The organism is Pseudoalteromonas sp. SR41-4 (assembly GCF_014163985.1).
GTDB lineage: Bacteria > Pseudomonadota > Gammaproteobacteria > Enterobacterales > Alteromonadaceae > Pseudoalteromonas > Pseudoalteromonas rhizosphaerae.
Map to the genome: position 1 here is coordinate 228,833 of NZ_JACJEI010000003.1, position 25,503 is coordinate 254,335.

Here is a 25,503-nt window from a genome sequence, read left to right on the forward strand (position 1 = left end):
AATTGTTATACAATACCCCAGCCTAGTCTGGGGTATTTTTTTATTAAGAGGATTATTTCATGTTTTACGATCTTGCTCGCCGTTTTATGTTCACCCGTGATGCGGAATGGGCCCATGAATTTGCACTTCATAACTTACGCCGTTTTAACAATACCCCATTCAGTGCTGCATGGTCGCAATCAGTGGCAGATCGTCCAGTCGAATTTTTAGGTTTACAGTTTAAAAACCCAGTAGGATTAGCAGCTGGCCTTGATAAAAATGCAGAATGTATTGATGCGTTTGCAAAGATGGGTTTTGGCTTTATTGAGGTAGGTACTGTGACACCTCGTCCACAAGTCGGTAATGACAAGCCGCGTATTTTCCGTCTGCCAGAGTCAAATGCAATTATCAATCGTATGGGCTTTAATAATAAAGGTGTTGATAACCTAATTAATAACGTTAAGGCTGCTAAATACGACGGCATTCTAGGTATCAATATTGGTAAGAATAAAGATACCCCAAATGAACAAGGTAAAGACGATTACATCCACTGTATGCGTAAAGTGTTTGAACATGCCTCATATATTACTGTCAATATCTCATCACCAAATACGCCTGGACTTCGTGATCTGCAATATGGTGCTGCACTGGATGATCTATTGCAAAGCCTTAAAAATGAGCAGCTTGATTTGATCGCCAAACATAATAAACAAGTGCCAATGCTAGTAAAAATTGCTCCAGACCTTGATGCTGTGCAAATAGCTCAAGTTAGTGAATCATTATTAAATAACAACATCGATGGTGTAATAGCGACGAATACTACCTTAGAGCGCGCTGCGGTGCATGGACAACAATATGCTGATGAAGCCGGAGGCCTGTCAGGTCAGCCAGTACGTGAGCGATCCACTCATGTAGTGCAAGAATTAAAACGTTTAACCGCAGGTAAGTTGCCGATCATTGGAGTGGGCGGAATTGATGATGCTGCCAGTGCGAAAGAAAAATTATCAGCAGGTGCAGATCTTGTACAGGTATACACTGGATTTATATATAAAGGACCGCAATTGGTAAAAACGATCCTGCAAGGCTTATAAGGATCCGTTATTTAAGCTTTTGATCGTTCAATAAATGTTCTAAAGAAATATATATTAATTGGTCAAAAGCCGCTATACTACAATATTCATAAGATTAATTAGTAGGGGCGTAGGGAACGCATGTTACAAGCATCAAAGCAGTGGAAATGGATTGCTTGTCCAGTAAGAAATCGTTTATTGATCGATTTAGATCAAGATATGCAGCTGTGCACGCCTTATAAACTACGTCAACTCACCGATGCTATTTTAACCCAACCTAACTTTAGTTTAGAAGATGCCGCCTTTTATCAGCAGGTTTACCAATATCTTGCTGGATTTAATCTATGGAATGGCGCACAGCTATGTCAAATTGCGCTCAATGCGACAGCAGCTAAATTTTATTTAAAGCCAATGCTGGCAAAAAGTTGGTTTTTCGAACCCTACAAAGGCAATGAGCCCAGTATAGAAGCAGTTATAAAATTGCAAACTAGCGAACAAAGTGGTGAGTTTTTGATTGTTGACCACTGTAAAGAAGCCTCTTTATGCATTTGTCTATCTGAGCATTTTAAGCTTGATGAAAACTTAAGCCTTAATCAATTTGAAGCTATTCGTATACTTAACAATCGTGTCCATCCAATTTATAACCACGCACAAAACAGTAAAACAGCCTAAGCATATTTTTTGTAGTTCCTTTGTTTATCGCGTGTTTGTCGCCCAACCTATGTTATAATCCCGCGCAATTAGCTATTAAGGGTTATTACTTTGCATTTTATCGCACTTACTTCTATCGGAATCGAAAATTTATTGGTTGATGAACTTACTGACATTGGCGCTACGGTGACCAAACAAACAGTCGGTTCTGTGCGTTTTGACGCCGACACTACATTAGCACAAAAGGTCTGTTTAATGAGCCGCTTCGCGACACGAGTGCTGATGTTGATCGAAGAGAAAGAGGGCGTAAATAATAAAGAAAGCCTTTACAATTTTGCTCGCTCACAGCCTTGGCAGGAATGGTTTGGTCCAACGCAAACTTTTGCAGTCGACTTTAATGGTACCAACGACTCACTTAAAAATACCCAGTTCTCAGGTTTAGTGATCAAAGATGCGATTGTTGATTATTTTAATGATTTATTTGAACAGCGGCCAAATGTTGATAAACAAGATGCCAATGTACGCGTTGTTGCGCGTTTATCGCGTCAAGGTGTGGCCATGTATATCGATTATTCAGGGCCGCGTTTATCTGAACGTGGTTATCGAGAAGGTCAAGGTAAGGCACCTATTAAAGAGCATTTAGCGGCAGCACTGATCAAACGCAGTGGTTGGCTTGACAATGTTCAACAGCCGCTATTTGATCCCTGCTGTGGTGCAGGTACTATTTTGATTGAAGCTGCTGGCATGGCGCGTAATGAAGCGCCGGGTTTATTCCGTGAGGGATTTGCATTTGAGCGCTTACCAAGTTTCCGTATTGCTAAATACAAAGAGTTAAAAGAGCAGCTTACAGCACAAATTACAGATCCTAAACTATGGCTTATTGGCCATGACAATGACGCTAATGTACTAAGCAAAGCAGTAGATAATGCTCGTAGAGCTGATCTAGGTGATGTGATCAAGTTTAAACAAAGCGATGCAACTAAGCTTACCTCAGTGGCAAAATTACCAGGTGTGGTTATTTCAAATTTACCGTATGGTGAACGTATTGGTTCGATGGCTGAGTTGGTAAGTTTACACAGTGCTTTAGGTACAGGCTTTAAAAAACATTTTAATAACTGGAAACTTGCCCTACTAGGCATGGATGAGAGTTTATTTAAATTATTAAAGCTGGTGAAACTAAAGCGTTATAAATTTAAAAATGGTCCACTTGATGTGGTACTTAATTTATATCAACTTGATGACAAACAAGTCAGCCAAACAACTGAAGATAAGCCTGCATTGAACTTTGAAGGTTCAATGTCGTTTGCTAATCGGGTTAAAAAGAATAAGCAAGGCTTGAAAAATTGGCTCAAACAAAATGATGTGCAGGCCTATCGTGTCTACGATGCTGACATTCCTGAATACAATGTAGCCGTTGATATTTATGGTGATTCAGCGGTAATATTTGAGTACGCTGCGCCGAAAGAAATTGACGATGTAACAGCGCACAAACGTTTACAAGACGTGATTTCGTTAACCTCACAGCAGCTCAATATCGCACCTGGAAATATTGCTGTAAAAGTACGTAAAAAGCAAAAAGGTGAAGAGCAATACACACCAATGGCTAAGCAAAATCGTACTCAAGTAGTTGAGGAGTTTGGCGCGAAGTTTAAAGTCAATTTATTTGATTACTTAGATACTGGCTTGTTTTTAGACCACCGTCTTGCTCGTCGTTATATCCAAGAAAATGCCAAAGATAAACGCTTCTTGAATTTATTTGCCTACACAGGGACAGCCTCTGTACATGCAGCTCTGGGTGGCGCTAAAGCGATAACCACGGTTGATCTATCGAAAACCTATTTAAAATGGGGCCAAGATAACTTTGACCTGAACAATATCAGTAATACCCGTTATCGTTTTGAACAGGCTGATTGTTTGAAGTGGCTTGAGCATGCCACAAGCCAATACGATTTGATCTTTTTAGATCCGCCAACGTTTTCAAATTCAAAACGCATGAAAGATGCTTTTGATGTACAAAATGATCATATTAAATTACTGACATGGGTTAAAAAAATTCTCAGTCCATCTGGCACGTTGATTTTCTCGAATAATATGCGTGGCTTCACCATGGATGAAGTGGGCTTGATTGGCTTAGGCTTAAAAGCTGTTAATATTTCAGAGCAGACGATTTCTCCTGACTTTAAACGCAATAAAAAAATACATAATAGCTGGTTGATAACCCATGGCTAAGTGGATTTTGTATCATACCGATGGCTGTCATTTATGTGAGCAAGCGCAGGGCTTGATCACGCCGTTGTTGGGTGATGATCTGTTACAGCTTGTTGATATTATGAGTGATGAAGAATTAATTACAGAATATCAGACCAGTATACCAGTTTTAAAAAGCGATCAAGGCCCGCAATTATTTTGGCCTTTCACTGCGCAAGATGTGCGTCAGTTTTTTACGCAAACAGAATAAGAGTAAACAGATAGTATGGATTTAATTAGAATTTCTAAAGCTCAACTCGCGTATGGTACGCATCCACTGTTAGACAACGCTGATGCCGTCATCGAAACTGGTGAGCGTGTGTGTGTGGTTGGTCGTAATGGTGCGGGTAAATCAACGTTACTAAAAGTCCTTGATGGCCAAGTTATTTTAGATGATGGTGAAATAAATCAGTTAGGTAGTATTAAAATATCTCGTCTAGAGCAAGATCCACCAAAAGGAGCTAGTGGCTCGGTGTTTGATTATGTTGCTCAAGGTATGCCTGAGATTGCAAATTTATTAATTGATTTTCATCACGTCAGCACTGAGTTACAAACTGACTGCACAGATAAACTACTTAATAAACTTGAACGTTTATCAAATCAACTCGAAGCTGCAGATGGTTGGCGTTTTGATAGTAGAATTCAACTTGTATTAACACAGTTAGAATTAGCACCAGAAGCCAAACTTGAATCACTTTCTGGTGGCTGGTTACGCAAAGTTGCCCTTGCACGGGCACTTGTCAGTGAGCCGGATTTATTATTACTTGATGAGCCTACTAACCATTTAGATATGGAAAGTGTAATGTGGCTTGAACAATTCTTAAAAGAGTTTAAAGGCGGTATTGTCTTTATTTCTCACGACCGTGCGTTTATTCGTGCAGTGGCGACGCGGATCTTAGATTTAGATCGCGGTAAGCTGATTTCATACCCTGGCGATTATGCTACTTATTTAGAGCAAAAAGCCCATGATTTAAAAGTAGAAGAAACGCAAAACGCATTATTTGACAAACGCTTAGCAGAAGAAGAAACGTGGATCCGCCAAGGTGTAAAAGCACGTCGAACGCGTAATGAAGGCCGTGTCCGCGAGCTTAAACAGCTACGTAATGAACGCAAACAGCGTGTTGATCAAGTGGGTAAAACTGACTTCAATATTGAAACGGCAGACCGTTCAGGAAAATTAGTATTTGAAGCTAAACATCTAAATCATGCATTTAATAAAGACAAAGTAATTGCCAATGACTTCTCTACTTTAGTTATGCGTGGCGATCGTATTGGCTTAGTTGGCCCTAATGGTATTGGTAAGACGACTTTATTAAAACTGCTATTTGGTGATATTGAAGCTGATGCAGGGATTGTTAAGCAAGGGGTGAACTTAGAGTTTGCTTACTTTGATCAATACCGCCAAAAGCTTGATGAAGAAGCCACCGTACAAGATAACGTTGCCGAAGGTAAGCAAGAAGTAATGATGGGCGGACGCTCACGTCATGTACTCGGTTATTTACAAGACTTTTTATTCCCGCCTGCGCGTGCTCGTACACCGGTTAAAGCACTCTCTGGCGGTGAAAAAAATCGCTTATTATTAGCTAAACTATTTTTAAAACCATCAAATATTCTTGTGCTTGATGAGCCGACCAATGATTTAGATATAGAAACCCTCGAGCTGTTAGAGGATATTATTAATCAGTATCAGGGAACCGTGTTAATTGTAAGCCATGACCGTGAGTTTATTGATAATACCTGTACCAGTGTTTGGGCATTTGAAGGTAATGGGGTAATTACAGATATTGTCGGTGGTTACAGTGATTATGAAGCCTATGCTAATTATTTATCACAGGAACAAAAAAAACAGCTAACTACACCTGCTAAAAAAGAAGCAGTCGTTGCACCAGCTCCTGTGGCTAAAGCAGATAACAAAAGTAATAAACTCTCTTACAAATTAAAACTTGAATTAGAACAATTACCCAGTAAGCTGGAACAACTTGAACAAGCATTAGAAGCGCAGCAAGTTGTGGTTAATGACGCTGATTTCTTTAAACAAGATGCCAGTGCGACAACCAAAGAATTGAACCATTTAGCACAACTTGAGTCTGACCTTGAAGCCGCTCTGGAGCGCTGGGAAGAACTTGAAGATTTAAAGAATCAGTAGTAAGGACTAAAATGAAATATAAATTACTCGCGGCTAGTATTCTAGCTACGATGAGTACATCAGCAATCAGTGCAACATATCAGTTGACAGAGCTGAGTTCTTTAGACGAAGCCAAGCATAATTACGTAAAAGATGTCAGCGAAAGCGGCTATATTATCGGGCAGTCTAACGGCTTATATAACTTACCCATAGATGTGAGTTACATCGATTTTACAGATAACTTAATTAAAAATGCATATAGCAACCAAGAAAACTACTTTGAGTTAATTGATAAAGAAATTACCTTTACCTTAGATGATATTGAAAACAATAATGCAGCGGCGACTAACCCAGACGCACATAGTTTTATGCTTTCATTTTTATCAGCACAAGCTAACAACCCAGAATATCAAAAATTGGCTAATATCATCGGTTACAATATTTTGGACGGTATAGCGCAAGAACAAGTTCTTTTTGATGTTGCATCAGTTGATTATGATGGCCTAACACGATCAGTTAGCAATAACTATAATGCAGTAGCAGAAGACGGTATTACGGTAGGTTGGGGCAGTGCGCCTTATGAAAAAACCAGTTTTCTTCCTGATGGTGAAACTGAAGAAGAAACACAATTTGTGCGTGATTTTATCTCCCGTGGCGTTGTTATATCACCATCCGGTTTAAATGTGCCATTAGTGCCAGAATATGCTGAACATGGCGGCTTAAGTTCAGCCAACGGTATAGTTAAAACCAACACAGGATATATTGTAGTCGGGCAAGTATCAACGGGGATCCCAGTTGATAGACAAGAAAATATTGATGATAACTGTGATGGTGAAGATGAACCTGTCAGTGTTTGTATTGAAAATTTGCATAGAAGTACATCATCACGACTGTTTGATAGCCGTGCTATTAAGTGGACACTTGATACAAACTTAAATATTACTAAAACTGAACCGCTTGGTTTAGGCCTTACGCCAGAAGAGGATGACGGGTTTGCATTTATAAGTAATGCACTCGCTGTTAATAGTAATGGCATTGTTGCTGGTTACTCTGACATTCGTGATAATGATAGATCGTCAACAATCAGAGCATTACCTGTTTATTACAAAGACGGTAACGTTGTTGAAATCCTCAATCAAGAAGATGATTGGACTGGTGGTAAGTCAGTAGCCATTAATGAAAATAACATTATTGTTGGCTATGGTATAAAAAGAATTGAAGGCGCTGATCGTCTTAAGTTTTTCTATCATGATATTGCCAGCAGCAGTACTGTATTCCCAAAAGATTTCTTTAATAGTTCTACTTCAGTTGCCAATGATATTAATGATAATGGTTATATTGTTGGTGAAGGTGAAACTGACGTATTTAATGTTGGTGCGCGTCGCCGAGAAGGTTTCCTGTACAAGATTGGTGAAGATGCGATTACAAACATAAATGATTTACTGCCTTGCTATGAAGCAGACGGTGAAACTCGTTATGGTTATGTCGTTGCAGAAGCGAAAGTGATTAACAATAAAAATGAAATTTTTGGTGTTGCTACTAAAACAGTAGAAAAAACTGATTCATTAGGTGGTATTGTTCGTGATATTAATGGTGAGATAGAATACGAAAGTATTGCTGTGCCAGTGAAGTTATCTCCTATTAATGGGACTATTGATAGCTGCTCTGATCCTGAAACTGACACATATGAGCGTCAATCGTCTAGTTTCCCTTGGTATACGTTATTATTACTTCCTCTAGTTGGTCTACGTCGTATATTTCGTTAGTTTTTGAAATTATTACTGGGTGATCCAGCATTAACGGTCACTTAGTATTGAAAAAAAACCCTGCTTTGCTAAGCAGGGTTTTTTTTGTCTATACTTTAAATTAGAAACAGTTATTTTTTATGACGATTTAACCATGCTTTACGCACTGAACGACGCCATAGTAAATCAACACCGAAGTAGCCTATTACTGATGCGATACAAGCACTGATCAAAGAGCCAACTAAAAAAGCAGGGCCAATAGTTGTTAAGCTTTCCATAAACCATTGCCAACTTGGTTGAAATGCAAAATGTTGTTCCGGCTGTCCTAACACTAATGTGCCAATTAAATACGAACAATAAAAGATAGGTGGCATGGTTAGCGGATTAGTGATCCAAACTACTGCGACAGAAATAGGAAGATTTACTCGTAACGGAATTGCCAATGCAGCAGCAAGCACCATCTGAAAAGGAACCGGAATGAAAGCAAAGAATAAACCGACGGAAAATGCCCCACGAGCTGAACGACGATTTAAATGCCATAGATTGGCATCGTGGAGTAAACGACCAAAAATTTTTAAATATTTATGATGTTTAACTTTATTGTGATCGGGTAAAAACCGTTGGATCGTTTTTTTAGCCATTTAAAGCAACCATTTACATCTGTTTGGTTAAGCGTTGGGTTTGTCGTTGGTTGTATTATAACCGTTTTTTATTATCAGACCCTTGTATTTACAGTTTTCGCGTTATCTCTGTTAATTGCGAGTCTCTATTTTAAGCCGTTTTACAGTGTATTGTTAGGTTTTATTTGTGGAATTTTGTGTGTATGGGTACATTTTACCAGCTTCTACGCAATTTCCAGCTTGGCTTTGGATGAAAATAAACCATATCTAAGTAATATTACGATTGTTGAGGTTATTTCTCAGCGTGATCACTATTATTTAAAAGTTCGGCTCAATAAGATAGATAATCAACCTCTATCAAATATTAAGCCTCCTTTTGCATTGCTGACTTTTAATAACGACCAGTTACTTAAGGTGGGTGATCATGTTAAAACGTGGCTTGAATTAGAAAAATATCGCAGCCAAAAAAATTATGATGTGTTTGATAAAGAGCGTTACGCATTTAGTGAGCGACTATTTTTTAAAGGCAAGCAAGTTGGTAGTATTATCGAAATCTCTAATAACTATGAAGCTGACCTAATTGAAAAATACCGTGATTTTATCAAACACACCTACCAACATAACTCGCTAAATTGGCTGTATTATCCGCTACTGACTGGCGACCGCAGTGCTATGAGTTTTTCACAAAAGCAAGAATTACAACAATTTGGTATTAGCCATTTATTAGCCATTTCTGGATTACATATTGGCTTGATGTTTAGTATCGGTTTTTTTATAACCCGCTACTTAATAAGTATTTTTATTTTTGTGGTTAAACCAACAGTACAGCAGATCAATTTGTCGCTTATTTATAGTTTAGGTGGATTTGTGCTTGCTTTTAGTTATGTGTACTTAAGTGGTTTTATCGTATCGGCAACTCGCGCTTTGATCATGTTAGGATGTTATTTAGTTATTTATTACTTTGCTAAACAGGCACTGCGCTGGCGATTTATCTTGTTTGCATTAGTATGTGTATTGCTCATCGACCCATTTAGTTTACTTAATCCAGGACTTTATTTTTCATTCACTGCGGTAGCAATTATCTTTTGGGTTTTTAGTGTCATAACCATAACCAGCTCCGGCTTTTTAGCCATCATAAAAACACTCATTACTCTACAGTTTGCTTTGTTTATTGGTTTATTACCGCTATCGCTTTATTATTTCAATGGGGTCAGCGTAATTGGCTTAGTTGTTAATTTAGTGGCTATCCCATTACTTGGTTTTATTATCATGCCTTGCTTAGTATTATTTTCCGCAATCAGTGTATTTATTGATATTAGCGGGTTGATTAGTGTGTTTGATTCATTATTACAGCATATTTATCAGCTCTTATTGTTGATCCCACAGAATTTTCGTTGGTTTGATACCACAAATTTTAGCCAGCAATTGCTTGTTAGTAGCTATATTGCAGCAATAATTGTGTGTTTTTTGCCCTGGCGTTTGTTGGCATGCATACCATTACTACTGGTTGTACTCGATCACTATTTACTGACTAAACCGCGCTGGCAGCTTAATGTATTCGATGTGGGTCATGGCACCATGGTGTTAGTCAGTAATCAAGACAAAGGTTTTATTTATGATCTTGGCCCAATTTATTTTAATACATTTACGCGGGTCAATAGCACCTTAATACCCTATTTAAAAAGAAACGGTATTGATGTTGAAGTTTCGCTTATTAGCCACATGGATAAAGACCATGCCGGAGGGCTTACCCATTGGTTAGAGCATGGTTACCAGCATACTTTTAAATTGCTACAACCAACTGGCCCAGAGCAAGTTTGCAGAGCGGGCGAATATAGTTTTTATGACTTAATCATTACCGTGAGCGAGCCGGCACAGCATTTAATAACTGACAATGATAACTCTTGTGTAGTGCATATCAGTGATGGCAGGTTCAGTGTTTTGCTTCCTGGTGATATTTCAACAAAAAGAGAAGCACAACTAATCCAGCAGCAAGGTGTGCTTAAAAGTACGGTATTATTGAGTCCTCACCATGGTAGTAATACCTCATCAAGTGATGTATTTATTCATGCGGTTGCTCCTGAGGTTGTTATTCATTCAACGGCATATAAAGGGCAGTGGCAATTTCCACGTACAGAAGTTTTATCACGTTATGCTAAGCAGCACGCTTTACAATATACAACAGCTGAAAAAGGGCAGGTTAAAATTGAGTTTTATCAACATCACTACACAGTAAACCTAGCTCGTGAAGATGAAAGTTATTGGTTTCTAAAAGATTGAGTTTAGTTTTGTGCAACTGGAGGCTACAATAGCCACAGATTATGAATAAGAGAGTACTATGGACCAAACTACATCACAAATTTATAAGCGTTTATTGACGTATGTGGGGGATTATAAAAGCGTTGCCATTTTTGCTGTGATTGGCATGATTGGCTACTCAGCTATGGATGCTTTATTTATCCAACTAATGAAGCCATTTATAGATCAGGGCTTAAATCAACGCAACGCTGAAGTATTAAAATACGCACCATTTGTTGTCATCGCGTTAGTGTTTGGCCGGGGTATTTTTAACTATATCTCGTCTTATTGTTTAAGTTATGTGGGTTCACAAGTTGTCCGCTCGTTACGTCAGCAATTATTTGAGCATATTTTACATTTACCCGTTGCCTTTCATGATCAAAATTCAACTGGGGATTTAATTTCAAAAATAACGTTCGATACCGAGCAAGTGCAGCAAGCGATCACCAAAGCAATGCTTATAGTAGTCAGAGAAGGCGCATTTGTGGTGTTTTTACTGGCTGTTATGTTTTATACAAGTTGGAAGCTGTCATTAATCTTTTTGATCATAATCCCCCTGGTGGCAGTTATTGTTTCCGTTGTATCAAAACGTTTTCGTCTTATCTCTAAAAATATTCAATCGGCAATGGGGCAAGTTACCCGTAGCTCAGAGCAAATGCTCAGTGGCCATAAAGTTATACATGGCTTTGGCGGTCAACAGCAAGAAATAACCCAATTTGCAAAAATTAATAATCATAATCGTCAGCAGCGTATCAAAATGGATGCCACTAAAGCACTTAGTGTGTCTGTGATTCAAATTTTGGCTGCAAGTGCAATGGCAGTTATTCTCTGGGTGGTTTCTATGCCATCAATGATTGATACAGTGAGCTCTGGGGATTTTGTGGTGCTTATTTCATCGATGATGATGTTATTACGCCCTTTAAAGCAATTAGCTAATGTAAATAGCGATTTACAGCGTGGCATATCTGCAGCGCAAAGCATTTTTTTAGTGCTTGACCAAGAGGCCGAAAAAGACGTTGGTACAATTAGTGTAGATAAAGTAAAAGGTATGATTGAAGTTAAAAATGTCACCTTTAATTACCCAACGAAAGCAGAAGCTGTATTAAAAAACTTATCGCTCACTATAAAAGCGGGCGAGAGTATTGCGTTAGTTGGGCGTTCAGGTTCTGGTAAATCAACTATTTCAAACTTATTACCACGTTATTATGACTTACAACCGCCAAGCGAGATTTTACTCGATGGCGTGCCACTGGCGGATTATAAGTTAACAGATTTACGTCGCCAATTTGCTCTAGTATCACAGCAAGTAGTGTTGTTTAATGACACCATTGCCAATAACATCAGTTATGGTATTGCACGTCCACTTAGTGATGACGAGGTCTTGAATGTGGCAAAACAAGCACATGTGTGGGAGTTTGTGAAAGATTTACCCGACGGTCTAAATACCATGGTCGGTGAAAATGGCGTTATGTTATCTGGCGGGCAACGCCAGCGTATAGCGATTGCAAGAGCAATCTTAAAAGATGCACCAATTTTGATTTTAGATGAAGCAACTTCTGCATTAGATACAGAGTCTGAAAAACTGATCCAGCAAGCTTTAGAAGCATTAATGAAAAATAAAACCTCTATTGTGATTGCTCACCGATTATCAACAATAGAACAAAGCGACCACATCTATGTTATTGATAATGGTCAAGTGATAGAAAGTGGTGATCACATCAGCTTACTGGCTAATGATGGCACGTATGCAGCGCTTTGCAAGATGCAATTTGGTGAGCACGGGTGAGTAAATTAGAACAAAGCTGGTATCGAGGTATAAGCTTTCTTACCGTATTACTTTTACCACTGAGTGGATTATTTTGGTTTATAAGTAATCTGCGTAAATTAGCGTATGCGCTAGGTTTATTGAAGGCATACCAAAGCCCTGTGCCAGTTATCGTGGTAGGTAATATTAGCGTCGGTGGTAACGGGAAAACTCCCTTTGTGATCTGGCTTGCTAATTACCTAAAGCAGCGTGGCTTAAGGGTTGGCATTATTAGTCGAGGCTATGGCGGCAACAGTGATAGCTATCCACTCACTGTGACTGAGCATACTGATACGACTCAGGCAGGTGATGAGCCGGTACTTATTCAACGCAGGCTTGACTGCCCTGTAGTTGTAGGCCCAGATCGACAAGCTAATATAGAGCAATTAATTGCGCAACATCAGCTTGATGTGATTATTTCCGATGATGGTATGCAACATTATAAAATGGCCAGAACAATAGAGTGCTGTATTGTTGATAGTCAACGACGTTTTGGCAATGGCTTGTTAATGCCTGCGGGGCCACTGAGAGAAACACAAAAACGTTTAAAATCAGTTGATTTGGTTATTGAAAATGGGGGGAATGCCATGTTTAATTATCAGCTAAGAAGTGCTGATTTAGTAAGTGTTGCCACTAATATAGCCACTAAAGTCCCGCTTTTGAGAGGTCACGCAGTGAGCGCCATTGGTAATCCACAACGTTTTGAAAATAGCTTACGTCAACAAGGCATTACATTGCTAAGTTGTCATCATTTTCGAGATCATTATGGTTATACAGCACAAGATTTCATAAAATTTAATGATGAAATAGTGTTTATGACGGAGAAAGATGCGGTAAAATGTCACTCATTTGCAAAACCAACGTGGTATTTTTTACATGTTGACGCAGAGCCATCCCCTGCGGTGGTATCTAAACTTAACTTATTACTGAGAGAAAAAGGGATCCTAGATGGCCTTTGATACAAAATTACTTGAAATAATTGCTTGCCCAGTGTGTAAAGGCAAATTACGTTTAGACAAAGAAAACAGTGAATTGATCAGCACAGCTGCAAAACTTGCTTACCCTATTCGAGATGATATTCCTGTATTACTAGAAAATGAAGCGCGTGAATTGAGCTTAGAAGAGATTGAAAAGTGGAATTCGTAGTCGTTATTCCAGCGCGCTTTGCATCGAGTCGTCTACCAGGTAAACCCCTTGCTGATATTTGTGGCAAACCTATGATTCAACATGTTTATGAAAAGGCGATGGCGTCAGGGGCTAGTAAGGTCGTAATAGCCACCGATCATCAACAGGTTTTTGATGTTGTCAAAGGCTTTACTAATAATGTCTTAATGACTCGAGATGATCATCAGTCAGGCACTGAACGGCTAGCTGAAGTTGTTGATTTATTATCACTTAATAACGATATTATTGTAGTGAATGTGCAAGGTGATGAGCCTTTATTAGCCGCTGAAAATGTCTCGCAAGTTGCAGCTTTACTTGCTAATTCAAGTGCGCCAATGGCGACCTTGAGTGCCGCCATTGAGAATGTCGATGAGATCTTTAATCCCAATGCAGTTAAAGTCGTCAGCGATGTAAATAAAAATGCACTGTACTTTTCTCGTGCCAGCATTCCCTATGATCGTAGTCATATGTACACTGGTGAGAATAACGGATTAGACACACAAGATTTTCAACGTCATGTGGGTATTTATGCATACCGCGCTGGTTTTATTAAACAATACATCTCACTGACGCCATCCCCATTAGAGCAACTTGAATCTCTTGAGCAATTACGTGTTTTATATCATGGCTATAAAATAAAAATAGAACAGGCAAAAATAACACCCCAAGCAGGGGTTGATACGCCTGATGATTTAGCGCGTGTAATTGCTATACTGCAAAGTCATTAAGTGGTGAACACGTTCACATTACTCAAGGTTATAGCAAAGCACCTTGATTTTTATATTATAGAAAAACCTGCCGGGCTTAATTTCCATAGTGAAGAAGGCCCAGGTTTTGTAGTACTCGCTGAGCAACAACTCGCAGAAAAGTTATATGCTGTGCACCGCCTTGATAAAGTGACATCGGGGCTAATAATTTTAGCACGCAGTAGTGAAGCGGCTGCAAAGCTGACAGTTTTATTTACTGCTCATCAAGTTAATAAGTTTTATTTGGCGATAAGTGATTGCAAACCGAAGAAAAAGCAAGGTTGGATCAAAGGGGATATGGCTAAATCACGCCGTAGTACCTATAAGCTACTAACAAGTAAAGAAAACCCAGCCATAACTCGCTTTTATTCTATTAATTTTAAAGCCAATAGAAGGGCATTTATCTTAAAGCCTTACTCGGGTAAAACGCACCAATTACGGGTCGCGCTAAAAAGCCTTTCTGCGCCGATTTTAGGTGATGTAATATACGGTGGTACTGCTGCTGAGCGCACCTATTTACATGCTTTTGCACTAAGTTTTGTGTGGCAAGGTAAACTACAGCAATTTAGTTTGTTACCGCATTACGATGATGAGTTTACAACATTAATTGAACATGAAAATTTTCAGCCTTGGCAGACACCATGGCAACTGGATTGGTAAATGAGTGAAAAAGTAACCGATATCCGTTTTGGTGGTATCAAAAGATTATATGGCAACACTGAATTTGAATGGCTACAACAAGCCCACTTTTGTGTTATTGGTATTGGTGGCGTGGGCTCGTGGGCGGCAGAGGCTCTAGCACGTACTGGAGTTGGTAAAATAACCTTAATTGATCTTGATGATATTTGTGCAACCAACGTGAATCGGCAAATACATGCATTAACAGGCACGGTGGGTGAAGCAAAGGTTGTCGCAATGAAGGCCCGCTGTGAATTGATCAATCCACTGTGTGAGGTCAGTGTTGTCGATGATTTTATTACTTTAGATAATATTCGTGAGCATATAAGTGGTTTTGACTATGTCATAGATTGCATTGATGCAGTAAAAGAAAAAGCGGCATTAATAGCGCATTGTAAACGTAACAAAATACCGGTGATCACCACCGGTGGTGCTGGCGGTCAAACTGATCCGAGTCAAATCACTTTTGGTGATGTAGCAAAGACCACCCATGATCCATTACTGGCAAAAGTCCGATATATTTTGCGCAAGCAGTACAACTTTAGTAGCAATCCAAAGCGAAAATTCAACATCGATTGTGTTTATTCAACTGAGCAATTGGTATATCCAAGTACTGATGGCAGCGTTTGTCATGCTAAACAGGGGGCTGATGGCTCCATGAATATGGATTGTAACAACGGTTTTGGTTCAGCGACTATGGTAACCGGAAGTTTTGGTTTTTTTGTCGCAGCAAAATCAATACGTAAATATTTAGATCGCTGCGCACGTACCGTGAAAAATTAGTTTTTCTGTTCTGCCATGGTTTGAATACGCTCAACCATGGCTTTAATACCGTTGCCTCTGGAAGGACTAAGGTGCTGGATAAGCCCTAAATGATTAAACTGTGCAAATGCGTCAGTGTTAATAGCTTGTTCAGGGGTTAAACCATTATAAAGCGACAGAATAATCGCTAATAACCCTTTTACTATACGGGTATCTGAGTCACCAATAATAACCAAGCAATTTTCTTCAAGATCAAAATCCAAATACAGCCAAACTTTACTCTCACAGCCAGGTACAAGGGCATCGCTGGTTTTTAAAACAGCCGGCATAGCTGGTAATTGTTTACCTAGTAGCATTATTTCACGGTATTTTTGTTGCCATGATGGCGAGCTCTCAAGCGATGAAGCAATTTCTTTAAACGTTTTAATCATGTCTTATCCATAATTAGTCTAATAACTCTAAGCAATTTTGCAAAGCAGCGATAAATAAATCAACATCGCTATGGTTATTATAAAATGCAAAGCTGGCTCGAACACTGCCATTAATACCTAAATGTTGCATTAATGGCTGCGCACAATGATGACCGCTGCGAACTGCTATACCATAACCATCTAAAAGTGTTGCTATATCGAAAGGGTGTTCGTCTTTATAATTGAAACAAAGGGTACCAATATTGTTCTCAATGTTGCTATAAACGGTAATTCCTGCGATGGCTTGCAGTTTTTCTGCCGCATAATTAAAAATTACTTGTTCATGAGTATATACATTAGTCTTATTTAAACTGGTTAGATAATCGATTGCAGCTGCAAAAGCGATCACTGCAGCAATGTTTGGTGTACCTGCTTCAAACTTTGCTGGTGCCTGACGAAATATTGTTTTTGCTAATGTAACAGTTTCAATCATTTCGCCACCAGTTTGATACACAGCTAAACTATTTAATCGATCATAACGACCATATAATCCTCCTAATCCGGTCGGCCCGAGCATTTTATGAGCCGAAAAAACATAAAAATCACAACCAAGTTGAGGTAAATTTGGCTGTAAATGCAGCGCAGCTTGCGCACCATCCACTAAGGTAATTGCGTCATGGCGTTTTGCGGCATGTAATATTGGGTCAAGATCTGTGATATTACCAAGTGCATTAGACGCGTGAGTGATAGCAAGTACAGATGGCTTATGCTGACTGATGAATTCAACACATGCTTGAACATCAAAGCTGCCATTTTTTTGTAACGGAAGTGCCAGCAGCTTTGCTCCCGTGCGCTTTGCTAACTGTTGCCATGGCACAATATTAGCGTGATGCTCTAAGGCTGAAATGATGATGGTTGAATCATTATCAAGCTGCTCAGTTAAACCATTCGCAACTAAGTTTATTGCCTCAGTAGCTCCTTTGGTCCAAACTAACTCATTTGCGTCGATATTAAAATAATTGGCAACGGTCTGTCTTGCTTGTTCATAGGCGTGGGTTGCTTGTTCGCTTAAGGTATGGCGGCCACGATGAACGTTAGCATTATTACGTGCGTAAAAATGCTCAGTCGCGCTGATAACTGACAGTGGTTTTTGGGTGGTTGCAGCCGAATCAAGATAGACCAGCGGTTGCCCGTTGATGAGTTGTTTTAGGGCAGGAAAGTCTGCGCGAATTTTTTCTATATTAAACATAACTTTTCAACATCAAGCACACCAAAGCCGAATTAAAAACTGAACCGGAATTGTAATGGCTTTGTGATATTTCTCAAGGACTAGATACAAAAAAGGCCGCAAATGCGGCCCTATTTAGCATCAACTATAAAATTAACGCTTGTCTGTTGCTACGTAATCACGGTGTGTGTGACCAGTATATAGCTGACGTGGACGGCTGATCTTATGACCAGGTTGAGATAACATCTCGTCCCAGTGTGTGATCCAACCAACAGTACGTGCCATTGCGAAAATCACAGTGAACATGCTTGTTGGGATACCAATTGCTTTTAAGATAATACCTGAGTAGAAGTCTACGTTAGGGTAAAGTTTCTTCTCAACAAAGTATGGGTCTTCTAATGCAATTTGCTCAAGTTTCATTGCAATATCTAGCAACGGATCTTGAATATTAAGCTCAGCAAGTACTTCGTGACAGGTTTGACGCATTACAGTTGCACGCGGATCGAAGTTTTTGTAAACACGGTGTCCAAAGCCCATAAGACGGAATGGGTCCGACTTATCTTTTGCTTTAGCAACGTATTCGTCGATGCGATCAACAGAGCCAATTTCTTCTAACATGTTTAAACATGCTTCGTTAGCACCGCCATGTGCAGGGCCCCAAAGTGATGCGATACCTGCGGCAATACATGCATATGGGTTAGCACCAGAAGAACCAGCTAAGCGTACTGTAGACGTTGATGCATTTTGCTCGTGATCAGCGTGAAGCATAAAGATTTTATCCATTGCTTTAGCAGTCACTGGATTAACTTTATATTCTTCAGCTGGTACAGAGAACATCATATGTAAGAAGTTTTCTGCATAGCTTAAATCATTGCGTGGGTAAACGAATGGTTGACCTACGTTGTATTTATAAGCCATCGCTGCGATAGTTGGAAGCTTAGCAATTAATTTTACAGCACTTGTTTTACGTTGTGTTGCATCAGTAATATCAAGATCTTCATGATAAAAAGATGATAATGCACCAACTACACCACATAGCATAGCCATTGGATGGGCATCAAAACGGAAGCCTTGGAAGAAGTTTGCAATTTTCTCATCAAGCATCGTGCTATGTGTGATTTGTGATGCAAAATCAGTATATTGCTCTTTAGTTGGTAATTCACCGTTTAACAGTAAATAACACAACTCAACATAATCTGAGTCTTCGGCTAGTTGTTCAATTGGGTAACCACGGTGAAGTAATATCCCTTTGCCACCGTCGATATATGTAATTGAAGATTCGCAAGAACCAGTCGACATGAAACCTGGATCATATGTGAAATGACCGTGAGCACCTAACGTACGTACATCGATTACATCCTGACCAGCAGTACCTTGGTAAATTGGAAGTTCGATTGGATCTAGACCATCAATATGGACTGTGGCTTTCTTATCCGCCATCTATTTATCTCCTATTAAGATAACAACTCTGATTGTTATGTTCTGAATCTGTTTAAGCACATCCTTTTCATTTTAACGTGAAAGAGGGGGTTAAAGTCAATTTTTATAAACATTATGCACAAATGTATAATAAATATTCTGACGGGATTAAATATTATACCATTGGCTAATTCGCAAATAGCTCTAACTAAACAAGAATTGTAAAAAGACCTTTGGCTATATATACTATCGAAGGTTTTATACCGTATTGTCTGTAGGTAAACGTTATTTTTACAGCTAATATTTGCAAAAATGTGAATTTTAGTCGTAACAAAAAGCTTTACTTAGATAGTTCCATCAGAAAAATCGTTTTCTGGTGGGTTAAGAAAAACAAGTAGATGAGCTCCTAGTGGGCAAGATGGGCAAGTAACTGTGAAAAAGCAAAGACCTGTAAATCTAGATCTAACAACTATATCAATGCCGGCAACGGCTAAAGCATCAATTTTTCACCGCGTCACCGGTGTTGCGTTATTTTTTGCTTTAACGTTTGTCATTTGGGCTTGGTCTGAGTCTCTTTCTTCTGCTGAAGGTTTTGAATTCGTCAAGGGTCTGTTTAGCGGATTCATTGCCAAATTTATAGCTTGGGGCACCATTTCCGTATTGGCATACCACCTTATCGGCGGTATTCGTCATATCATTATGGATATGGGACATTGGGAAGAACTTGAATCAGGTAACCTCAGCGCTAAAATTGCTATGGCACTTGGCGTTGTGGCTTCTGTTCTAGCAGGGGTGTGGATATGGTTTTAAATCAAGCAACTCTAAAGCGTGATGGTGTACAAGATTATGTCTCATTACGTACCACGGCACTAGTAATTACCGCGTATGCGATTTTTATTATCGGCTACTTCTTATGTACACCAGAAGTTACTTTTGAAGCATGGCAAGGCCTGTTTTCAAACCTCGCAATGAAAGGGTTTACGTTAATTACCCTCGTTTGCATTATGGTTCATACCCGTATTGGCCTTTGGCAAGTACTGACTGATTACGTGAAAAATGCAACATTACGCGCTGTTTTAGGGTTTGTATTAAACCTTATGGCCGTTGCATACGTAGCTATTGGTCTAATCGTTTTATGGGGTGTTTAAGTGAAATATTCTGTTCGTGAATTTGATGCCGTTGTGATTGGCGCAGGTGGTGCGGGTATGCGCGCAGCACTTGCAATCACTGAATCAGGTAAAACCTGTGCGCTTATCTCTAAAGTATTCCCAACCCGTTCTCACACTGTGTCTGCACAAGGTGGTATTACGGTTGCTTTGGGTAACTCACATGAAGATAACTGGGAATGGCACATGTACGATACTGTTAAAGGTTCCGATTTCATCGGTGACCAAGACGCTATCGAATATATGTGTAAAACAGGCCCAGAAGCAATTACTGAATTAGAAAACATGGGTCTACCATTTTCTCGTTTTGAAAATGGCCGTGTTTACCAACGTCCTTTCGGTGGTCAATCGAAGAATTTTGGTGGTGAGCAAGCTGCACGGACTGCGGCTGCAGCTGACCGTACTGGTCATGCGTTATTACACCTTCTTTACCAGCAAAACGTTAAAAACAAAACCAATGTATTTTCTGAATGGTATGCATTAGATTTAGTTAAAAACGATGATGGTAATGTTGTTGGTTGTACTGCAATCGATATCGAAACCGGCGAAGTTGTTTACTTTAAATCTAAAGCTGTGGTACTAGCAACAGGTGGCGCAGGTCGTATCTTCGCATCAACGACTAATGCACACATCAATACTGGTGACGGTGTTGGTATGGCAACTCGTGCCGGCATTTCTATGCAAGACATGGAAATGTGGCAATTTCACCCAACCGGTATTGCTGGTGCGGGTACGCTAGTAACAGAAGGTTGTCGTGGTGAAGGTGGTTATCTTTTAAATAAAGATGGCGAGCGTTTCATGGAACGTTATGCACCGAATGCAAAAGATTTAGCGTCACGCGATGTTGTTGCTCGTTCAATGATGACAGAAATCCGTGAAGGTCGTGGTTGTGATGGTCCTTGGGGTCCACACATTAAGCTTAAGCTTGATCACTTAGGTGAAGAAACGCTTAATCTACGTCTTCCTGGTGTATGTGATCTTGCTAAAACATTTGCTCACGTTGACCCTGCTAAAGAGCCAATTCCAGTAATTCCTACTTGCCATTATATGATGGGTGGCGTACCAACCAATGTAAATGGGCAAGTACTACAAATCGATGCCCAAGGCAATGAGAAAGTAGTTGAAGGCTTATTTGCAGTTGGTGAGATTGCCTGTGTATCTGTACACGGTGCAAACCGCTTAGGTGGTAACTCATTGCTTGATTTAGTGGTATTTGGTCGTGCAGCTGGTAACTTCTTAGGTACATACCTAAATGATGTTGAAGTATCTAAAGATGCCTCTGAGTCAGATTTAGAAGCGTCACTTGCTCGCTTTAATCGTTGGGAAAACTCAACAATTGGTCAAGGCGAAGATCCAGTCCAAATCAAGAAAGATCTACAGCAATGTATGCAACTTAACTTCTCGGTATTCCGTGAAGGTGAGTCAATGGCAGCAGGTCTTAAAGAACTTAAAGAAATTCGTGAACGTCTGCAGCATGCGCGTCTTGATGATAAATCATTAGACTTCAACACTGCACGTATCGAATGTCTAGAGCTAGATAACATGATGGAAACAGCGTACTCAACTGCAGTCGCTGCAAACTTCCGTACAGAAAGCCGTGGTGCACACTCTCGCTTTGACTTCCCAGATCGTGATGACGAAAACTGGCTATGTCACTCTGTTTTCAATCCGGTAACGGATGAAATGAGCAAACGTGATGTTAACTATGCGCCTAAACTGCGCGAAGCATTTCCACCTAAAGCACGTACCTACTAGGAGCGAGACGATGGCACAAGTACAATTTTCTGTTTATCGTTATAATCCAGATGTTGATAACGCCCCACGTATGCAAGAATATACTTTGCAAACGGAAGAAGGCCACGACATGATGGTTTTGGATGCACTTTTATTATTAAAAGAGCAAGATCCAACGTTATCATTCCGTCGCTCATGCCGTGAAGGTGTATGTGGTTCTGACGGTGTTAACATGAATGGTAAAAATGGTTTAGCATGTATTACTCCTTTATCTACGCTACAAAAAAATGGCAAAGGTAAAATTGTAATACGTCCATTACCAGGTTTACCTGTGGTACGTGACCTTGTTATTGACATGAGTCAGTTCTACACTCAATACGAAAAAGTTAAACCATACTTAATTAATGACACGCCAGCGGCGGGTGAACGTCTTCAATCAATCGAAGAACGTGATAAGTTAGATGGCTTGTATGAGTGTATTCTATGTGCATGTTGTTCAACATCGTGTCCTTCGTTTTGGTGGAATCCAGACAAGTTCATAGGTCCAGCTGGTCTTCTTCATGCTTACCGTTTCTTGGCTGATAGCCGCGATACGGCAACTGAAGAGCGTTTAGCTGATTTAGACGATGCATTCAGCGTGTTCCGTTGTCACAGTATCATGAACTGTGTTAGCGTTTGTCCTAAGGGTCTTAATCCAACTAAGGCAATCGGACAAATCAAATCAATGTTAATAAGCCGTTCGGTTTAATAATCTTGATAAATGTAAGATGGCTAATGTGAATTGGCCATCTTGTTATTACAATTAATTTCTGCGCTAAAGAAAAGGGCTTATAAATGCACGAAGGTGTGATGAAGGCATGGCTAGAATCTTCACATTTAAACGGCGGCAACGTTGCTTATATAGAAGAGCTTTATGAAGCGTATTTAGACAATGCGACTTCTGTGCCAGAAGAATGGCGAGAAGTGTTCGAACAATTACCAAAAGTTGATGGTGTGGATGTTGAAGTTAAGCATTCAGAAGTTCGTGCACAGTTTGCGGCGCTTGCGAAAAACAAGCATAGAGAAGTAGTGGTAGCAGAAGGTGGAAGCAGTGACCCTAAACAAGTCAAAGTTCTCCAGCTTATAAATGCTTTCCGTTTCCGTGGTCATCAAAATGCCAACCTAGATCCATTGGGCATTTGGCAACGTGAACGTGTTCGAGACTTAGAGCTTGAATATCATGAATTATCTAAAGCTGATTTTGACCGTGAATTTAACGTGGGATCGTTTGCCGTAGGCCGCGATACCATGCCTTTAGGTGAGTTATATCAAGCTCTAATGACCACATACTGTGGTTCTGTTGGCGCTGAGTATATGCACATCACATCAACTGAAGAAAAGCGTTGGTTACAGCAACGTTTAGAGTCAGTGCAATCACGTCCAACATTCAGTAAAGATGAAAAGTTGCGTATCCTTAAAGGATTAACCGCAGCGGATGGTCTTGAAAAATATTTAGGGGCTAAGTTCCCCGGTGCTAAACGTTTCTCACTTGAAGGTGGTGATGCATTAGTACCAATGCTTAAAGAGCTTATTCACCGTGCTGGCGAAAGTGGCCAACAAGAAGCGGTTATTGGTATGGCTCACCGTGGTCGCTTAAATGTTCTTGTCAATGTGCTTGGTAAAAACCCATCAGAACTATTTGATGAGTTTGCTGGCAAGCATAAAGAAACATTAAGCTCAGGTGATGTTAAATACCACATGGGTTACTCTTCGGATTTTGCTACTAAAGGTGGCAAAGTTCATATGGCTCTTGCCTTTAACCCATCGCATCTTGAAATCGTAAACCCAGTAGTTATGGGCTCGGTTCGTGCACGTTTAGACCGTTTGGGTGACAGTTCAGGTATTAAAGCACTACCTATCACCATTCATGGTGACTCGGCAGTGGCAGGCCAAGGTGTTGTTCAAGAAACCTTTAACTTATCGCAAACAAATGCGTTTAGTTGTGGTGGTAGTATTCGCATTGTAGTGAACAACCAAGTTGGTTTTACTACAAGCAAACAATACGATGTACGTTCAACAGATTACTGTACAGACATCGCAAAAATGGTGCAATCGCCTATTTTCCACGTTAATTCAGATGACCCTGAAGCGGTTGCATTTGTTACGCAAATCGCACTTGATTTCAGAAATCAATTTAAACGTGATGTGGTTATTGATTTAGTTTGTTATCGTCGTCACGGCCATAATGAAGCGGATGAGCCGAATGCGACTCAACCGATCATGTACCAAAAAATCAAAAAACACCCAGTGCCACGTTTGATCTACGCAGATCAGTTAATGGCTGAAGGCTCGTTTACTGAAGATGAAATTAAAGCACTGGCTGATGACTACCGTAATGGTTTAGACGAAGGCAATTGTGTTGTTGAAGAAATTCAACCAGAAACATCACACTCATCTGATTGGGCTAAGTATGTTGGCCATGAATGGAGTGTTGATTACGATGCCAGCGTTCCAGTTGAAAAATTAAAAGAACTAGGTAACAAAATAGCAAGTTACCCTGAGCAATATAAAGCTCAGTCTCGCGTTAAAAAGATTTACGATGATCGCAAATTAATGGCTAACGGTGAGAAACCACTTGATTGGGGTATGGCAGAAACACTTGCTTATGCAACGATCGCAACTGAAGGTACTGATATTCGTTTAACAGGCCAAGATTCAGGTCGTGGTACTTTCTTCCACCGCCATGCAGTTGTACATAGTCAAACTGATGGGGCCACTTACACGCCTTTACAGCACTTAAGTGAAGATCAAGGTACTTTCCAAGTATTTGACTCAGTGCTTTCAGAAGAAGCGGTTGTGGCGTTTGAATATGGTTATGCGACAGCAGAGCCAACATCACTAGTACTGTGGGAAGCACAGTTTGGTGATTTTGCTAACGGCGCACAAGTTGTATTTGACCAATTCTTAAGTTCAGGTGAGCAAAAATGGGGCCGCTTATGTGGACTGACCATTTTATTGCCACATGGTTATGAAGGGCAAGGTCCTGAACACAGTTCAGCACGTTTAGAGCGTTTCTTACAGCTATGTGCTGATCACAACATGCAAGTATGTGTGCCTTCAACACCGGCACAAGTATATGCAATGTTACGTCGTCAATCAGTAAGACCACTGCGTCGCCCACTGATTGTTATGACACCTAAATCATTGTTACGTCATCCACTTGCAACGTCGTCGCTTGAAGAGCTTGCAGAAGGTGTATTCCATAATATGATCGATGAAATCGATGATATTGATGCTAAGAAAGTAGAACGCGTAGTATTTTGTAGTGGTAAGGTTTACTACGAGCTATTACAAGAGCGTCGTAAGCTTGAGCAAGAGAATGTTGCTATTGTGCGTGTTGAACAGTTATACCCATTCCCACATGATGAAATGGAAGCCATTATGGCGCGTTATCAACATGTGAAAGACTTTGTTTGGTGTCAAGAAGAGCCGCAAAACCAAGGTGCTTGGTATTGTTCACAACACCACTTTGTAGATGCAATCCCACAAGGTGCGAAGCTTAAATATGCAGGTCGTAAAGCCTCTGCTTCTCCAGCGTGTGGTTATATGTCAGTGCATACTAAAGAACAACAAGCGCTTGTCGCAGACGCGCTTACTATTGAAAATAAAGGATAAGCA

Annotated in this window: 22 protein-coding genes; 18 read left to right on the plus strand and 4 right to left on the minus strand. The window is 40.0% G+C overall.

Going from position 1 to position 25,503, the window contains the following annotated elements:
- The first annotated feature begins 59 nt into the window (after positions 1-59).
- The 6 genes from pyrD to H5180_RS04085 all read left to right on the plus strand — a co-directional run bounded on the left by pyrD (position 60) and on the right by H5180_RS04085 (position 7,838).
- Positions 60-1,070, plus strand: coding sequence for a quinone-dependent dihydroorotate dehydrogenase (gene pyrD, locus H5180_RS04060; protein ID WP_145233821.1), 1,011 nt, complete (start codon positions 60-62; stop codon positions 1,068-1,070).
- Positions 1,071-1,190: 120 nt separating this feature from the next.
- Positions 1,191-1,721, plus strand: coding sequence for a cell division protein ZapC domain-containing protein (locus H5180_RS04065; protein ID WP_145233823.1), 531 nt, complete (start codon positions 1,191-1,193; stop codon positions 1,719-1,721).
- A gap of 90 nt (positions 1,722-1,811) precedes the next feature.
- On the plus strand, positions 1,812-3,929 hold the full coding sequence (gene rlmKL / locus H5180_RS04070; protein ID WP_145233826.1) for a bifunctional 23S rRNA (guanine(2069)-N(7))-methyltransferase RlmK/23S rRNA (guanine(2445)-N(2))-methyltransferase RlmL: 2,118 nt from the start codon (positions 1,812-1,814) through the stop codon (positions 3,927-3,929).
- Complete coding sequence (locus tag H5180_RS04075; RefSeq protein ID WP_182730950.1) at positions 3,922-4,158, plus strand: glutaredoxin family protein; 237 nt, start codon at positions 3,922-3,924, stop codon at positions 4,156-4,158. Before rlmKL ends, H5180_RS04075 begins: the two co-directional genes overlap by 8 nt.
- 15 nt (positions 4,159-4,173) lie before the next feature.
- Positions 4,174-6,093: an ABC transporter ATP-binding protein gene (locus tag H5180_RS04080; RefSeq protein WP_145233830.1), complete on the plus strand. Its 1,920-nt coding sequence runs from the start codon at positions 4,174-4,176 to the stop codon at positions 6,091-6,093.
- Between the two features lie 11 nt (positions 6,094-6,104).
- The gene (locus tag H5180_RS04085; protein ID WP_145233833.1) at positions 6,105-7,838 is read left to right on the plus strand and encodes a DUF3466 family protein; all 1,734 of its coding nucleotides are present in this window, start codon (positions 6,105-6,107) and stop codon (positions 7,836-7,838) included.
- Positions 7,839-7,948: 110 nt separating this feature from the next.
- On the opposite strand, the gene H5180_RS04090 is transcribed toward H5180_RS04085, so the two are convergent.
- Positions 7,949-8,458 carry a DUF2062 domain-containing protein gene (locus tag H5180_RS04090; protein WP_145233835.1) on the minus strand — a complete coding sequence of 170 codons (510 nt, stop codon included), beginning with the start codon at positions 8,456-8,458 and terminating at the stop codon, positions 7,949-7,951.
- Between the two features lie 225 nt (positions 8,459-8,683).
- Between H5180_RS04090 and H5180_RS04095 the strand changes: the two genes are divergently transcribed.
- The 7 genes from H5180_RS04095 to tcdA are packed head-to-tail and all read left to right on the plus strand — an operon-like array spanning position 8,684 to position 15,910.
- Entirely contained in the window at positions 8,684-10,717 is a 2,034-nt protein-coding gene (locus tag H5180_RS04095; RefSeq protein ID WP_310736480.1) for a DNA internalization-related competence protein ComEC/Rec2, read from the plus strand.
- Between the two features lie 58 nt (positions 10,718-10,775).
- On the plus strand, positions 10,776-12,521 hold the full coding sequence (msbA, locus tag H5180_RS04100) for a lipid A export permease/ATP-binding protein MsbA (RefSeq protein WP_145233839.1): 1,746 nt from the start codon (positions 10,776-10,778) through the stop codon (positions 12,519-12,521).
- Entirely contained in the window at positions 12,518-13,498 is a 981-nt protein-coding gene (lpxK, locus tag H5180_RS04105; RefSeq protein ID WP_182757718.1) for a tetraacyldisaccharide 4'-kinase, read from the plus strand. The genes msbA and lpxK overlap by 4 nt, the downstream gene beginning before the upstream one ends.
- A complete protein-coding gene (locus H5180_RS04110) occupies positions 13,488-13,685 on the plus strand; it encodes a Trm112 family protein (RefSeq protein ID WP_145233843.1) in 198 nt (65 codons plus the stop codon). Before lpxK ends, H5180_RS04110 begins: the two co-directional genes overlap by 11 nt.
- On the plus strand, positions 13,673-14,431 hold the full coding sequence (gene kdsB, locus H5180_RS04115) for a 3-deoxy-manno-octulosonate cytidylyltransferase (protein ID WP_145233845.1): 759 nt from the start codon (positions 13,673-13,675) through the stop codon (positions 14,429-14,431). Before H5180_RS04110 ends, kdsB begins: the two co-directional genes overlap by 13 nt.
- Positions 14,432-15,109 (plus strand): TIGR01621 family pseudouridine synthase, encoded by a 678-nt coding sequence (locus H5180_RS04120; RefSeq protein ID WP_182717867.1) that lies wholly within the window; start codon positions 14,432-14,434, stop codon positions 15,107-15,109. It abuts the gene before it with no gap.
- On the plus strand, positions 15,110-15,910 hold the full coding sequence (gene tcdA / locus H5180_RS04125) for a tRNA cyclic N6-threonylcarbamoyladenosine(37) synthase TcdA (RefSeq protein WP_182730946.1): 801 nt from the start codon (positions 15,110-15,112) through the stop codon (positions 15,908-15,910). It begins immediately after the preceding gene.
- Here the strand turns inward: tcdA and H5180_RS04130 are convergent.
- The 3 genes from H5180_RS04130 to H5180_RS04140 all read right to left on the minus strand — a co-directional run bounded on the left by H5180_RS04130 (position 15,907) and on the right by H5180_RS04140 (position 18,967).
- On the minus strand, positions 15,907-16,320 hold the full coding sequence (locus tag H5180_RS04130) for a SufE family protein (RefSeq protein WP_145233851.1): 414 nt from the start codon (positions 16,318-16,320) through the stop codon (positions 15,907-15,909). The genes tcdA and H5180_RS04130 overlap by 4 nt on opposite strands.
- A 13-nt stretch (positions 16,321-16,333) precedes the next feature.
- A complete protein-coding gene (locus H5180_RS04135) occupies positions 16,334-17,548 on the minus strand; it encodes an aminotransferase class V-fold PLP-dependent enzyme (RefSeq protein WP_145233853.1) in 1,215 nt (404 codons plus the stop codon).
- Positions 17,549-17,680: 132 nt separating this feature from the next.
- Entirely contained in the window at positions 17,681-18,967 is a 1,287-nt protein-coding gene (locus tag H5180_RS04140; protein WP_145233855.1) for a citrate synthase, read from the minus strand.
- A 411-nt stretch (positions 18,968-19,378) separates the two neighbouring features.
- Between H5180_RS04140 and sdhC the strand changes: the two genes are divergently transcribed.
- The 5 genes from sdhC to sucA all read left to right on the plus strand — a co-directional run bounded on the left by sdhC (position 19,379) and on the right by sucA (position 25,500).
- Positions 19,379-19,756 carry a succinate dehydrogenase, cytochrome b556 subunit gene (gene sdhC, locus H5180_RS04145; RefSeq protein ID WP_145233857.1) on the plus strand — a complete coding sequence of 126 codons (378 nt, stop codon included), beginning with the start codon at positions 19,379-19,381 and terminating at the stop codon, positions 19,754-19,756.
- The gene (sdhD, locus tag H5180_RS04150) at positions 19,747-20,094 is read left to right on the plus strand and encodes a succinate dehydrogenase, hydrophobic membrane anchor protein (RefSeq protein ID WP_145233859.1); all 348 of its coding nucleotides are present in this window, start codon (positions 19,747-19,749) and stop codon (positions 20,092-20,094) included. Before sdhC ends, sdhD begins: the two co-directional genes overlap by 10 nt.
- On the plus strand, positions 20,095-21,867 hold the full coding sequence (sdhA, locus tag H5180_RS04155; RefSeq protein ID WP_182734755.1) for a succinate dehydrogenase flavoprotein subunit: 1,773 nt from the start codon (positions 20,095-20,097) through the stop codon (positions 21,865-21,867).
- 10 nt (positions 21,868-21,877) lie between these two features.
- Positions 21,878-22,594 carry a succinate dehydrogenase iron-sulfur subunit gene (locus H5180_RS04160; RefSeq protein WP_016709644.1) on the plus strand — a complete coding sequence of 239 codons (717 nt, stop codon included), beginning with the start codon at positions 21,878-21,880 and terminating at the stop codon, positions 22,592-22,594.
- 86 nt (positions 22,595-22,680) lie between these two features.
- Positions 22,681-25,500, plus strand: a complete 2,820-nt coding sequence (gene sucA / locus H5180_RS04165) for a 2-oxoglutarate dehydrogenase E1 component (RefSeq protein WP_145233864.1) — start codon at positions 22,681-22,683, stop codon at positions 25,498-25,500.
- Positions 25,501-25,503 lie beyond the last annotated feature (3 nt).

Excerpts from the sequence above, each read along its gene's own strand:
- H5180_RS04160 (WP_016709644.1), top strand. The coding sequence starts at position 21,878 with ATGGCACAAGTACAATTTTCTGTTTATCGTTATAATCCAGATGTTGAT.
- H5180_RS04090 (WP_145233835.1), bottom strand. The coding sequence starts at position 8,458 with ATGGCTAAAAAAACGATCCAACGGTTTTTACCCGATCACAATAAAGTT.
- tcdA (WP_182730946.1), top strand. The coding sequence starts at position 15,110 with ATGAGTGAAAAAGTAACCGATATCCGTTTTGGTGGTATCAAAAGATTA.
- msbA (WP_145233839.1), top strand. The coding sequence starts at position 10,776 with ATGGACCAAACTACATCACAAATTTATAAGCGTTTATTGACGTATGTG.
- H5180_RS04110 (WP_145233843.1), top strand. The coding sequence starts at position 13,488 with ATGGCCTTTGATACAAAATTACTTGAAATAATTGCTTGCCCAGTGTGT.
- H5180_RS04080 (WP_145233830.1), top strand. The coding sequence starts at position 4,174 with ATGGATTTAATTAGAATTTCTAAAGCTCAACTCGCGTATGGTACGCAT.
- sdhD (WP_145233859.1), top strand. The coding sequence starts at position 19,747 with ATGGTTTTAAATCAAGCAACTCTAAAGCGTGATGGTGTACAAGATTAT.
- pyrD (WP_145233821.1), top strand. The coding sequence starts at position 60 with ATGTTTTACGATCTTGCTCGCCGTTTTATGTTCACCCGTGATGCGGAA.
- H5180_RS04130 (WP_145233851.1), bottom strand. The coding sequence starts at position 16,320 with ATGATTAAAACGTTTAAAGAAATTGCTTCATCGCTTGAGAGCTCGCCA.
- sucA (WP_145233864.1), top strand. The coding sequence starts at position 22,681 with ATGCACGAAGGTGTGATGAAGGCATGGCTAGAATCTTCACATTTAAAC.
- H5180_RS04065 (WP_145233823.1), top strand. The coding sequence starts at position 1,191 with ATGTTACAAGCATCAAAGCAGTGGAAATGGATTGCTTGTCCAGTAAGA.
- H5180_RS04140 (WP_145233855.1), bottom strand. The coding sequence starts at position 18,967 with ATGGCGGATAAGAAAGCCACAGTCCATATTGATGGTCTAGATCCAATC.
- H5180_RS04085 (WP_145233833.1), top strand. The coding sequence starts at position 6,105 with ATGAAATATAAATTACTCGCGGCTAGTATTCTAGCTACGATGAGTACA.
- H5180_RS04135 (WP_145233853.1), bottom strand. The coding sequence starts at position 17,548 with ATGTTTAATATAGAAAAAATTCGCGCAGACTTTCCTGCCCTAAAACAA.
- H5180_RS04075 (WP_182730950.1), top strand. The coding sequence starts at position 3,922 with ATGGCTAAGTGGATTTTGTATCATACCGATGGCTGTCATTTATGTGAG.